The organism is Ignatzschineria cameli (assembly GCF_003121895.1).
In the GTDB taxonomy this organism is placed as follows: Bacteria; Pseudomonadota; Gammaproteobacteria; order Cardiobacteriales; family Wohlfahrtiimonadaceae; genus Ignatzschineria; species Ignatzschineria cameli.
The window spans coordinates 446280-459217 of record NZ_QEWW01000002.1 but is presented as its reverse complement, the minus strand read 5'-3'; the positions used below and the strand labels follow the sequence as shown (position 1 = coordinate 459217).

10 protein-coding genes are annotated in these 12938 nt (G+C 42.7%); 4 read left to right on the top strand and 6 right to left on the bottom strand.

The window, feature by feature from the left end:
* The first annotated feature begins 356 nt into the window (after positions 1 to 356).
* The gene (gene typA / locus DC077_RS05085) at positions 357 to 2180 is read left to right on the top strand and encodes a translational GTPase TypA (RefSeq protein WP_109200647.1); all 1824 of its coding nucleotides are present in this window, start codon (positions 357 to 359) and stop codon (positions 2178 to 2180) included.
* A 580-nt stretch (positions 2181 to 2760) separates the two neighbouring features.
* Here the strand turns inward: typA and nagZ are convergent.
* From nagZ to DC077_RS05060, 5 genes are all read right to left on the bottom strand, one after another.
* Positions 2761 to 3726, bottom strand: coding sequence for a beta-N-acetylhexosaminidase (nagZ, locus tag DC077_RS05080; protein WP_239990323.1), 966 nt, complete (start codon positions 3724 to 3726; stop codon positions 2761 to 2763).
* Between the two features lie 107 nt (positions 3727 to 3833).
* Positions 3834 to 4697 carry a ferritin-like domain-containing protein gene (locus tag DC077_RS05075; protein WP_239990324.1) on the bottom strand — a complete coding sequence of 288 codons (864 nt, stop codon included), beginning with the start codon at positions 4695 to 4697 and terminating at the stop codon, positions 3834 to 3836.
* Between the two features lie 89 nt (positions 4698 to 4786).
* On the bottom strand, positions 4787 to 5818 hold the full coding sequence (gene ruvB, locus DC077_RS05070) for a Holliday junction branch migration DNA helicase RuvB (RefSeq protein WP_109200648.1): 1032 nt from the start codon (positions 5816 to 5818) through the stop codon (positions 4787 to 4789).
* 373 nt (positions 5819 to 6191) lie between these two features.
* Positions 6192 to 7007 (bottom strand): GTP cyclohydrolase FolE2, encoded by an 816-nt coding sequence (folE2, locus tag DC077_RS05065; protein WP_109200649.1) that lies wholly within the window; start codon positions 7005 to 7007, stop codon positions 6192 to 6194.
* A gap of 9 nt (positions 7008 to 7016) precedes the next feature.
* Positions 7017 to 7532 carry an LPS-assembly lipoprotein LptE gene (locus tag DC077_RS05060; protein ID WP_109200650.1) on the bottom strand — a complete coding sequence of 172 codons (516 nt, stop codon included), beginning with the start codon at positions 7530 to 7532 and terminating at the stop codon, positions 7017 to 7019.
* Positions 7533 to 7833: 301 nt separating this feature from the next.
* Between DC077_RS05060 and lpxL the strand changes: the two genes are divergently transcribed.
* From lpxL to fabB, 3 genes are all read left to right on the top strand, one after another.
* Positions 7834 to 8745 carry an LpxL/LpxP family Kdo(2)-lipid IV(A) lauroyl/palmitoleoyl acyltransferase gene (gene lpxL, locus DC077_RS05055; protein WP_109200651.1) on the top strand — a complete coding sequence of 304 codons (912 nt, stop codon included), beginning with the start codon at positions 7834 to 7836 and terminating at the stop codon, positions 8743 to 8745.
* Between the two features lie 571 nt (positions 8746 to 9316).
* On the top strand, positions 9317 to 9832 hold the full coding sequence (gene fabA, locus DC077_RS05050; RefSeq protein ID WP_109200960.1) for a 3-hydroxyacyl-[acyl-carrier-protein] dehydratase FabA: 516 nt from the start codon (positions 9317 to 9319) through the stop codon (positions 9830 to 9832).
* Between the two features lie 21 nt (positions 9833 to 9853).
* Complete coding sequence (gene fabB, locus DC077_RS05045) at positions 9854 to 11074, top strand: beta-ketoacyl-ACP synthase I (RefSeq protein WP_109200652.1); 1221 nt, start codon at positions 9854 to 9856, stop codon at positions 11072 to 11074.
* A gap of 168 nt (positions 11075 to 11242) precedes the next feature.
* Here fabB and DC077_RS05040 read toward each other — a convergent pair whose 3' ends face one another.
* On the bottom strand, positions 11243 to 12907 hold the full coding sequence (locus DC077_RS05040) for a glycerol-3-phosphate dehydrogenase/oxidase (protein ID WP_109200653.1): 1665 nt from the start codon (positions 12905 to 12907) through the stop codon (positions 11243 to 11245).
* Positions 12908 to 12938 lie beyond the last annotated feature (31 nt).

Sequence of the window (12938 nt, the reverse complement as noted above, 5' to 3'; positions counted from 1 at the left end):
TAAAAACTTACAGAAAAAAGCTTATAGAAAATGATGCCGGCTAAATAAGCGGCGCTCTATCGCAAATTACTAGTGATTATCGAAGTTGTCAATCATCTGACAAAGACAATTTATTTTGTAAATAGATTCGCTCTCAATTGGGTGGGAGAAAAGTGGAATATAAGTTGATTTTTAACGATATTTAACGATTGCCAAAAGAGTCAAATTTCGGACTTCATAAAATAAATTAACTCAAAAAATAATCAAAAAGTACGTTATAATACAGCCCTCGAAAGTAGATAATCTCAATAGTATCGCCCTACCCTCAAGATCATATTTGAGGCTTCGCGGGGCATCAATGATAAAAGAAAGTGAAAATGATAGATAAATTAAGAAACATAGCCATCATCGCCCACGTTGACCATGGTAAAACAACCTTGGTTGACCAACTCCTCAGAAGTTCAGGAACTTTTGGTGAGCGAGAAGAGGTTGCGGATCGCGTCATGGATTCAAACCAAATCGAAAAAGAGCGAGGAATTACCATCCTCTCTAAAAATACCGCTATCAACTGGAATGGATATCGTATCAATATTGTCGATACCCCAGGACATGCGGACTTTGGCGGCGAAGTTGAGCGTGTTCTCTCGATGGTTGACTCGGTACTCCTCCTTGTTGACTCCGTTGAAGGTCCGATGCCACAGACCCGTTTTGTAACGCAAAAAGCGTTTGCAATGGGTTTTAAACCCATCGTTGTTATTAATAAAATTGACCGTCCTGGCGCTCGCCCTGATTGGGTATTAGATCAAACATTTGAACTCTTCGATAATCTTGGTGCAACAGATGAGCAGCTCGACTTCCCTGTTGTCTACGCTTCTGGAATCAATGGTTATGCAGGGTTAACGGATGATGTCCGTAGTGGTGACTTTGAACCCCTCTTCCAGGCGATTGTTGACCATGTGCCGGCACCAGATGTTGAAGTTGATGCACCATTTCAATTACAGGTCTCCTCTCTCGATTACAACTCCTACGTTGGGGTGATCGGAGTTGGCCGTATTAAGCGAGGTAAAGTGCATAAAAATATGAACGTTACCGTCATTGATCGTGAAGGTAAAAAACGTAATGGTAAGATTCAACAGATCTTAGGCTTCCATGGTCTTAATAAGATTGAGTTTGAGTCTGCTCAAGCAGGTGACATTATCAGCTTTACCGGTCTTGATCCTCTCTTTATCTCCGATACGATCTGTGATCCTCAACATGTTGAAGCATTACCACCACTCGCTGTTGATGAGCCAACGGTTTCGATGATGATTCAAGTGAACACCTCACCTTTTGCGGGTAAAGAGGGTAAATTTGTCACATCACGTCAAATCAAAGAGCGCCTTGAAGAGGAGCTTATTCATAACGTTGCACTTCGTGTTGAAGCGACAGATAATGCCGATGTCTTCAAAGTATCAGGCCGTGGAGAGCTTCATCTCTCAGTATTGATTGAAAATATGCGTCGCGAAGGTTATGAGATGGCGGTCGGTCGTCCTCAAGTCATTATTCGTGAAGAAGATGGCGTCAAGATGGAACCTTATGAGACATTGATGTTTGATATTGAAGAAAAACATCAAGGTGACATTATGGAGCAGATGGGTAATCGTTTTGCTGAATTGCAAAATATGGTTCCCGATGGCAAAGGTCGTATCCGTCTTGAGTATATGATTCCTTCACGCGGATTGATCGGCTTCCAAACAGAGTTTATGACCTTAACAAGTGGTACAGGTCTTATGTTCCATAACTTCGATCATTATGGTCCTTTGAAGAAAGGTTCTGTAGGTCAAAGAAAAAATGGGGTCTTAATCTCTAATGGTCAAGGTAAAGCTCTTGCTTATGCGCTCTTTAACCTCCAGGAGCGAGGACGTCTCTTTGCAAGCCATGGTGATGAGATCTATGAAGGCCAAGTGATCGGTATCCATAGTCGCGATAATGACCTCGTTGTCAATGCTTTAAGAGCTAAGCAGCTCACCAATATTCGTGCAGCAGGAACAGATGAAGCTTTAACATTAACAACGCCTGTTAAATTGACCTTAGAGCGCGCGATCGAATTTATCGATGATGATGAGTTGGTCGAAGTCACACCAAAATCGATCCGTATCCGTAAGCGCTATCTTACAGAAGCAGATCGTCGTAAGCATCAACGCGCAACGAAAGATCATTAAAAATTTATCAGAACACTTTATTAATAAGGTATAAATAGAGTACTCATAAAATCTATTAGAGCCTCTTAATAAACTGATCAAAAAATCAAAACCGCTCATTCATTGAGCGGTTTTTCTATTTCATCATGCGGATAAGCTTTACCTAAAAATATCAATACTTTCAATAAGTTAAGTTAGGGTTTATTTTTAATCTCGCTTATCCCACAACTATAATCAAGTTGTCCTAATAGTTATCCACAGAAAATGTGCATATCTCCCCAGAAGAGGGGATAAGATCCCAATCCGATAATCCTCTAAAAATAGAGATGGAGATCGAGATAAAAATTAAGATAGAGATCGAGCTGAAAAATTGTGTTTCACAAAGAATGTAAAAATGGCTAATTTATAAGCAAAATAGCGCTGTTTAATCACAAGCTGAAAACCCTCTATTTGCAATGCTTTTGAGAGTTATCCGCTTTATCCCACAGCTATGATCAAGTTGTCCTAATAGTTATCCACAGAAAATGTGCATATCCTGCCACTTATCCCCATAACGTCTCTTCTCTCTTCCTTCCCTCTTTTTACTACTTAGCATCGCTCTCTAACCATCTAACAACTCACGAATTGCCTGAAAATCATTACAGAGCAGAACAATATCGATCCCCGCAGCGAAGCAACGATCAACCTTCTCGCTCACTCTACCGAGGTGGGTTGCACCGCCCATATCGAGATCATCACTAATAATAGCACCCTGAAAGCCGAGCGTTTCACGTAGATAATGGAGCCACTTTTTAGAAGCGATCACACTATTATCGGAATCGAGTGCGGTAAAGATAATATGCGCCGGCATCAAAGCTTCAATTCCGGCATCGATCAGAGCGCGAAAAGGCTTAAGATCATGTGTCTCTAGATAGGAGAGAGGCCGATCATCTTGGGCGATCGCGATATGAGTATCGATCGTTACAAATCCATGACCCGGAAAATGTTTCGCCACCCCTATCGACCCGGCTGCACGTACCCCCTCATAAAAAGCGAGTACAAGTTGTGCCACGGCAGTTGGATCACTATGAAAAGCACGATCACCAATTGCAGGATTAACTCCATAATCGAGATCACAAACAGGCGCATAACTAAAATCGACCCCAACAGCTCTTAGTTCCGTTGCCATCAATTTTCCAAGCTGAGTAGCTTCAGCTAAAGCAGCCTCTTTTGAATGATCATAACGTTTTCCTAATTCTCGCATCGGGGGCAGTTTACTAAAGCCTTCACGGAAACGCTGTACTCGCCCACCCTCATGATCCACAGAGATTAGAAGATTTTGATCAATCGATCGAATCTCAGCAGTTAAGGCCTTTAGCTGAGTTTTATCTTGATAATTACGACTAAAAAGAATCACTCCGGCAACATCTCGATGCGCTAGCCAACGTTTCTCCTCTTCTGTTAATTTTAAACCGCTAATACCAATAAAGAGCGCCTGCTTCAACCCCAATAGGCGTGATCGCATCGAAGCAGATGTCTCTGCCCCTCTCTTTTCACTATCACTATCACTATCACTACAATTCGCCATGATTCTCTTCTCCTACTCTATCATCTCTTTCTATCTCTCTCTATCGATCGCTGTTGCGAACAATTACAGAGAGAGTCCTATCTATTAAGCAGCTCTCTCGATCACTACTAAAGATCGATCGATGCGACTAAATAATCGATTTCCTCTTGAGTAAAACCGGAACGAAGACGTGCTTCAATATTAAAGGGAGGTTTTAATGTCTGCCCATACTCCTCGATTAAATCGAAAAAGGTCTCTTTAGGTGGCAAGTTACGCTGCTCACAGAGATAACGATACCAATGATTTCCCACTAAAACATGGAACTCTTCCTCTTTAAGAATAATCTCTAAACGCGCAACAACATCCGTTTGCCCATTGAGTGTCAAACGCTCAATAATCCCCGGCGTTACATCTAATCCTCGCGCCTCTAAAACTCGCGGTACAAGCGCCATACGAATCAAGGGATCATGCGCGGTTCGTTCCGCTGAATCCCAAAGACCATTGTGAGCCTGATAAGCGCCATAAAATGAGCCTTCTGACTCGAGATATTGCACCAACATCCGAAAATGCCTTACTTCATCTTTCGCAACCAGTAACCAATCTTGATAAAACTTTGCCGGCATCTGGCGAAAACGGTAAGCAGCATCGAGCCCAAGATTGATCGCATTAAATTCAATATGGCAAATCGCATGTACTAATGCTAAAACGCCCGCTTTAGAACCTAAACGCCGGCGGGGCACTTCCTGAGGAGAGACCAATTGAGGGAGTGCAGGTCGCCCTGCAGGTTGAATACTCTCCAAGTCTTGAGAGGAATAAGGAGCAATCTCCCCATTCAATAGCTGATCATAGAGCCGATCGACCTTCTCACACTTCTCTTGGGGATCTGTTGTGTAGAGGGCATCCCCTATCACAGCATAAAAATCTTCTTTACCTCTTGATGCTTCTACCTTTACCGCTTCCATTCTCACTGCTTCCACTCTCAATTTTTTCACGCCTTGTTCTCTTTTTTCGCTTTTCTCGCTTCTCTCACGTCTCTCACTTCTCTCGCTTTTATCATTAAAGCTCCGCTTATTCAGGGGAACTATATTAATGATTCCTCATCGGGGAGCGGCGTAACAGAAAGCCCGAAGTATTGATGACAATGTTGCGTTGCAACCCGTCCACGAGGCGTTCGCATAATAAAGCCTTCCTGAATTAAAAAGGGCTCAATCATATCTTCTAAGGTCCCCTTCTCCTCACCCAATGCCGCCGCTAAAGTATCAATTCCAACCGGTCCACCATCAAATTTCTCCACAATCAATCGAAGGAAGTTACGGTCATGCTCATCTAATCCGGCATTATCGATATCGAGCATTGCTAAGGCTGATTGAGCGATCTCAATTGTGATATCGCCATCTGCCTCTACTTCGGCAACATCACGCACTCGGCGTAAGAGTCGGTTGGCAATTCTTGGAGTTCCTCGGGAACGACGTCCAATCTCATAAGCTCCCTCCTCTGTAATAGAGGCGCCTAATAGCCGTGCTGATCGTTTCACTATCTCCGTTAACTCTTCATGAGTATAGAACATCAATCGAGAGACAATTCCAAAACGATCGCGTAAGGGGGAGGAGAGTAACCCCGCTCGTGTTGTGGCTCCAATTAAGGTAAAGGGGGGAAGATCGATCTTTACAGAGCGAGCAGCTGGCCCTTCACCGATCATAATATCGAGCTGATAATCCTCCATTGCCGGATAGAGCACTTCTTCGACAGCGGGATTGAGCCGATGTATCTCATCGATAAAGAGAATATCGTTATCCTCTAAACTCGTTAAAATCGCGGCAAGATCTCCCGCTTTCTCCAAAATAGGGCCTGATGTCTGTTTTAAACCGACGCCCATTTCATGCGCAATAATATGTGCAAGCGTTGTCTTTCCTAAACCGGGAGGACCAAAGAGCAAGACATGGTCGAGTGCCTCTTCTCGCTGAACAGCAGCTTGTATAAAGATGCTCAACTGCTTACGAATGGGCGCTTGTCCGGTATAGTCTGCCAACTTTTTAGGACGAATCGCGCGATCTATCACCTTCTCTTCCGCTAAGGGTTGATCACTCACTATTAATCGATCTGATTCTAACATCTATACCTCTTTCTTTATGATCCTCATACCTACTCAACTTCCTTCGCTCGATCACTCTTCCTATCGGCAGAAATTGAATACCTATCTAAGCGCTCTATTCTAACAAAAAGGAGCATCGGAGGCGGTTCTTTTAGTACATATTGAAGACTCAACGGACTCTTTCTGACACTCTCTTTTCTGCTTCATAAAAAAATCAGCGAGCGGTTGCAAGATATTGCAGCCATTCGCTGATCTAATAATTATCTGTCTGTTATCCAATGATTCTAATGATTCTCTAACTGCTATCGAGTAGTATCCAACAGCTATCACAATAACATTTAAGAACCTTAAGGAAACATTGAAATGTGTCTTAAAAAATGTATTAAAAGATGTATTAAAAGGTGTAATTAACCTTTGCGTAAGCCTGGTGATTATGGATCGATTCAAAGTTCTCCGATTGAACGGAAAATGCCGTAAGATCCTGACGCTCGCGCAAAAGAACAACAAGATCACGCACGAGATCTTCAACAAAACGGGGCGTCTTATAAGCCATCTCAGTTACATATTTTTCATCAGGACGCTTTAAGAGAGGATAGAGTCTTGATGACCCCACTGATTCCATCTCCATCAACAGCTGGTCAATATCAACCGCTTCAAATCCTTGGCGATCACGAAATTGTAGCGCTATCGTCAAATGAGAACGTTGTGAATGGGCACTAAATTCCGAAATCTCTTTAGAACAGGGACAGAGGCTCGTTACCGGTGCCATAAGACGTAATTCATAGTGAGATTTTGCCGGATCAGACTGATTCGATGCCGCAACAATTTCACAATTGAAATCCATCAGACTCTCCGCTTTTGATACAGGTGCTGTACGGGTAAAAAAGAGGGGAAACTTCAACTCCACCTGTGCTTTTTCCGCATCTAGCTTCTCTTCTAAACGATTGAGTAATGTTGTCACACTTGTCAATGAAAAGGGCTTTTCCAAGCTATCCCAGACTTCAATAAAACGGGACATATGGGTCCCTTTTCGCTCTTGTTGCAACGTTACCGTAAAGGCCGCTTCCATCACACTATGTTGCGATTGCCCCCCATTACTAAACTCGATGGGAAGACGCAAACCGCTGATTCCAACTTGTGAAATCTCAACATTGCGTTCATCTTCGTAGGCCTGTACATCTTTAATAGCAGTTACATCTCCGTTTGTCACAAAATCTCCCTATTGCTTAGCTTTCATCACTGCAATTAATCTTCTAATAAATACTCGACTCAAGTCATCCGCCAAATTGCGCTTAATTGCGGCTTCTGCTGTTGTCTTCGCAAGCGGCTCCTTCTCATCGATAGAGAAGTCACGTGAGCGGGTAAAACGACTTGAAGGAAGAATAACTCCCCCTTTAGAATCAGTTACCTTAATCTGCGCAAAGATATCGGTTGTATAACCCCGAATCTCCCCATTTAAGCTACTTGACGTTACCCGTGTATCATATCCCTCATCAATATCGATAATGAGATCGGCATCTTCTCGTTGATTGACAAATCGCAACTCCGAGCCGAGCTGGCGCTTAAGATAAAACTCCACACCATCACGAGAGTATGCAGGACCATTATTCTCTACAAATGCCGTTTGATACTCCTTTGGAAAGGAGACATTTCCCCGCAAATGAAAACCGCATCCCGCTAATACCACCAAGAACCCCAATATCAGAAGGGCTTTCCTACCTATCTCTAATCTCATTATCAATTACCTGCTATAGGGTATAAAACAACTTGATTAAAATCAAAGTTTACCTGTTTTTTACCGCTCAATTTTTACCCATCTACGCCATGATGTTGAGAGGGATTGAACCCTTTGCTCAACAGCGATGATCTCTCTTTCTTTTCTGAAAGGAAGTTCTGCGTATTATAGCGGATTGAGCAGGAGATCTCTTAGAATAAATTTAGCCAATTAATTTCGCCAATTCTTAAAGCGTTCCTGCAACAGCACTTCACAAAACTGTTATAATCTACCCTCTTTCATATAGGCTATTATTAGAACTATGGATAAACACACCATACCAAAAGCTTCTGACCACAAGTTATTAGCAACTGGTATCTTTCTTGCAAAATTGATTGCGCATCTTCCCCTCCCTTTTCTTCTCTTTTTAGGAAGAATCACCGGTCGATGCTCCTACTATATTGCAAAGAGTCGCCGAAAAATCATTCAACGAAATGTTGAGCTCTGTTTTCCTGAGCTCGATAAAGCTGCGCAGAAAAAGTTAGTAAAAGAGAATTTCCTCTCTATGGGCATGGCGATTTTTGAGGTTATTATCGCTTGGTATATGCCGAAAAAACAGCTGGAAAAGCATCTAGTCTATGAGGGATTAGAAAATTTAGAAGCATTTGAAAAAAGTGGTAAAGGCGCCCTTCTCCTAACGTTACATATGACTCCATTAGAACTAGGAGGACGCGCAATCTCCTTTAAAACAAAGGTGAGAGGGATGTATCGGCCCCATGAAAATGAGTATTATGAATATGTGCAATATAAAGGTCGCTTCGATCAATCGGGGTTAGAACCTATCACCCGCGATGAGACACGCAGAATGATCAAGCTCCTTCGAAATGGTGATCTCATCTGGTATGCTCCTGACCAAAATTATGGCAGCACCGACCATGTCTTTATCCCCTTCTTTGGCGTTAAAGCACTCACTATTACAGCCACATCAACTCTTTGTCGTTTAGGTCGAGCGGCGGCGCTTCCCTACTATGTTGTCCGAAAAGGGAGCCAATATCACATCAAAATCTTACCCATGTTGGAAAATTTCCCCACTAAGGATCTCGAGGCGGATACATTACGGATCAATCAGATGTTTGAGTCTTGGATTTTAGAAGCCCCTGAACAGTATCTCTGGGCACATCGGCGCTTTAAGACTCGCCCGAAAGGGGAGCCTGATCTCTACAAAGATCTATAATCACATACTATAATCGCCTCATTGATGCGAGGATATTGAGATGAAGATATTGAGATGAAGATATTGAGATGAAGATATTGAAATAAAGGTATTGAAACAAGGATAGTGAAATATAGGTATATAGATATTCAGATATAGAAAGAGGGATATCCAATATAAATACTTAACTATATAAACATTGATCAGTTAAATCGATCAATTAACATTAGAAGTTCAATATTGATCAATCGACAATAGTGATAGTCAATGCAGATAGTAGTTACAATAGAGTTACAATAGGGTTCCAATATAGTGATAAATGGCTTAGTAACGATGATCGTACTCTCTGCAATAGATCAAAATATCCTTTAAAATAGAATGGAAAGCACCCTTGATATGGAATCAGGCTAACTCTTCATCCTTTTTTTAGGTATAATCGCAACTTAGAATTTATTTTAGCTCAACGCTATTTGCGGTTGTAGCAAAATCGCAAAGTGGGATCACACAATGGAATCAATATGACAATCCCTCTCAATTGAGCGATAACTCTAACTCTGTACAATTTCATAGGATTTAATTAGACGTGACAAGAATTACAACACAATCAAGCTTCACTTATGATGAGCTTATCGAATGCGCTAAAGGCAACCTTTTTGGAGAAGGAAACGCACAACTTCCAATGCCACCGATGCTGATGATTAGTCGCATTGTCTCCATCACTGAAGATGGTGGAAAATATGGTAAAGGTTCCATCACAGCTGAGCTTGACCTTAGTCCTGACCTCTGGTTCTTCCCTTGTCATTTTATTGGTGATAGCGTTATGCCCGGTTGCTTAGGGTTAGATGCAATGTGGCAGCTTGTTGGTTTCTATCTTGGCTGGATGGGTGGAAAAGGCCGTGGTCGTGCGCTCGGCGCTGGGAATGTAAAATTTACAGGTCAAGTTCTTCCAACCGCAAAGAAAATCACTTACAACATCCATATGAAGCGTGTTATTTTAAGATCTTTAACCATGGGTATTGCTGATGCAACGATGGAAGTTGACGGCAAAGAAATCTACGTAGGGGAAGATCTAAAAGTTGGCCTTTTCACGCAGACAGACAACTTTTAATTTTTTGGAGGAATCTTATTCATGAAACGTGTTGTTATAACAGGCCTTGGTATTGTGTCGAGCATCGGCAACAATAAAGATGAGGTCTTACAATCGCTCCTCAATACACAATCTGGAATCAAGTTCTCAGAAGAGATGGCTGAACTTGGTTTTCGCTCTCATGTTCATGGAGCACTCAATATTGATTTAGCCTCTCAAATTGATCGTCGCCACTTCCGCTTTATGGCTGATGCAGCAGCTTATGCCTATATTGCGATGAAAGAAGCGATTGAAGATTCAGGATTAACTGAAGAAGAGGTTTCAAATCCGCGTACAGGTTTGATTGTTGGCTCAGGTGGAGCATCCACTAAGAACCAGATCGATAGTATCGATATTTTACGCAAAAATGGCGCGACAAAGCGTATTGGTCCCTATATGGTTACAAGAACTATGGGATCAACCGTCTCTGCATGTTTAGCAACACCCTTTAAAATTAAGGGGTTGAACTACTCGATCAGCTCAGCATGTGCAACCTCTATCCACTGTATCGGTAATGCTTATGAGCAGATTCAGATGGGTAAACAGGATATTGTTTTTGCCGGCGGTGGTGAGGAACTTCATCCTTATATGAGTGCGATGTTTGATGCTATGGGTGCACTCTCTTCAAAATATAATGATCGCCCTTCTGTGGCATCACGTGCCTACGATAAAGATCGCGATGGATTTGTCATCTCTGGCGGTGGCGGTATTGTTGTTGTGGAAGAGTTAGAGCATGCGCTTAAACGTGGCGCTAAGATCTATGCTGAAATTACCGGCTATGGCGCAACTTCTGATGGATATGACATGGTTGCTCCAAGTGGTGAAGGTGCTGAGCGCTGTATGCGTATGGCACTTGAAACAGTTGATGGTGAAATCGATTATATCAACACTCATGGGACATCAACACCTGCAGGGGATATTCCTGAGATGAAGGCAATTGCCAATGTCTTTGGAGATAAGATTCCTCCAATTAGCTCAACAAAATCATTAACAGGTCACGCATTAGGTGCTGCCGGCGTTAATGAGACAATCTACTGCCTCTTAATGATGCAAAACAACTTCATTACAGAGAGTGCTCATATCGATGAGGTAGATCCTGCGCTTGTAGATTTCCCGATTGTTCGTAAGCGTATTGATGATGCGAAAATTGATCATATCCTCAATAATGGTTTCGGCTTTGGTGGAACAAACTCCTCCCTCGTCCTAAGCCGCTACAAAGGTTAAATTTTCTAGAATCATCACAATCTAACACCTCTTCAGCAGTGTGATAGATTGAGAATAGATAGAGAGCCCATCGAAATCGATGGGCTCTTTTTCATGTAGAGAAAATGAATACTGAATCTTCTGATCCGCTATCTTCTATCTTATGATTATTATCAGCGCTACTCTAAATTAGAGCGCTGGGAAGGCTCCTGTATCCTTAAGATAATGATCCATACGCTCCTCCATTGCCTGACGCATCACCTCATCCCAGCCTAAAAAGTGGGCCATCTTCTCGATAACAGCTCTCTTTTCACGCTTAACAGCATCAATATTAAAAAAGAGATTACCGGTTCGGCGAATCAAGAAGTCATCGGGATAGAGAACGCCTTCATAATTGAGCGCATACCAGAGACGAAGCGCCGTCAAACGGGAAAGATCTGGAGTATCGGGGTAAGGATTCTCTCTGAAATGATCAAAAAGAAGGGTTGAGTTTGCCCCATAGTAGCGAGCAATAAATTGACTCTCTGCCTCACTTAATCCCGCCTCAACACCATATGCAGTCTGTGTTTTAACAAAGGCCGGAAATTGTGCTGAGCCTCCAACATCGCCGCCGGAGATAGGAAGATGCTTTGTTTGGCAACCGGCAAAGCTGAGATGATAATCTCGTTTTAACACCTCACTTAAACGATCTACAATCTCTTCTGCCATATGGCGATAACCAGTTAACTTACCACCGGCAATGGTCAATAGCCCGGTATCAGATTCCCAAATCTCATCTTTCCGAGAGATCTCTGAGGGATTCTTTCCCTCTTCCCAAATAAGAGGACGAATGCCGGCCCAAGAAGATTCAATGTGGGTTTTATCCAATTTCACCGTAGGAAACATATAGTTAACTGCATCTAGGATATAATCGCGATCAGCCTCTGTTGCAATAGGATGTGCCTTATCGGCTTCATAGACGGTATCTGTTGTACCAATATAGGTCTTTCCATCACGGGGAACAGCAAAGATCATCCGCTTATCGCTCTCGGTATCAAAATAGATCGCCTGCTTTAGCGGGAAGTTTGCCTGATCAACCACTAAGTGAATGCCTTTCGTTAAGCGAAGATGCTTATTATTCGCTTTACCGCGATCTAATTGACGCATCTCATCGACCCAAGGTCCGGTCGCATTGATCACCTTTTTCGCCTTAATTGTAAAAGTATGATCCGTTACCAGATCGGTCACTTCAACACCATTAACCCGATTATTCTCATCATAGAGAAAGGTTTTTGCTTTTGCGTAATTGAGAACTGTTGCACCAAGCTCAATCGCTTTTTTCATCACTTCAATCGTTAAGCGAGCATCATCTGTTCGATACTCAACATAATAGCCAGCACCGAGCAACCCTTCCTGCTTCACAAGTGGCGCTCTCTTGATCGTCTCTTCACGATTGAGCATTGTTCTACGCTCATCCCGCTTAACACCGGCTAAAAAGTCATACATCATCAATCCAATTGAGGTTGAAAATGGACCGAATGTTCCCCCTTTGTGGAGCGGTAATAACATCCACTCCGGCGTCGTTACATGGGGTCCATTCTCATAGACGACCGCCCGTTCTCGTCCAGAATTACGCACAACAGAGATCTGGAGCTGTTTTAAGTAACGCAGACCACCATGGATCAATTTAGTCGAACGGCTACTTGTCCCGGCAGCAAAATCTTGCATCTCTACAAGTGCAACTTTCATCCCTCGTTGTGAGGCATCTAATGCAATTCCGGCGCCCGTAATGCCACCACCAATGACCACGACATCATATTTTTCCGCTTCAAGCTTCTCAATGACCGCTTGTCGATCTAAAGCTGAAAACTTCATAGGTTACTCCTTTTTGATACATCTTCTATGT

Bases quoted from the DNA above. Each gene is read 5' to 3' on its own strand.
- typA (WP_109200647.1), top strand. From the start codon at position 357: ATGATAGATAAATTAAGAAACATAGCCATCATCGCCCACGTTGACCAT.
- ruvB (WP_109200648.1), bottom strand. From the start codon at position 5,818: ATGTTAGAATCAGATCGATTAATAGTGAGTGATCAACCCTTAGCGGAA.
- lpxL (WP_109200651.1), top strand. From the start codon at position 7,834: ATGGATAAACACACCATACCAAAAGCTTCTGACCACAAGTTATTAGCA.
- nagZ (WP_239990323.1), bottom strand. From the start codon at position 3,726: ATGGCGAATTGTAGTGATAGTGATAGTGATAGTGAAAAGAGAGGGGCA.
- DC077_RS05060 (WP_109200650.1), bottom strand. From the start codon at position 7,532: ATGAGATTAGAGATAGGTAGGAAAGCCCTTCTGATATTGGGGTTCTTG.
- DC077_RS05040 (WP_109200653.1), bottom strand. From the start codon at position 12,907: ATGAAGTTTTCAGCTTTAGATCGACAAGCGGTCATTGAGAAGCTTGAA.
- fabB (WP_109200652.1), top strand. From the start codon at position 9,854: ATGAAACGTGTTGTTATAACAGGCCTTGGTATTGTGTCGAGCATCGGC.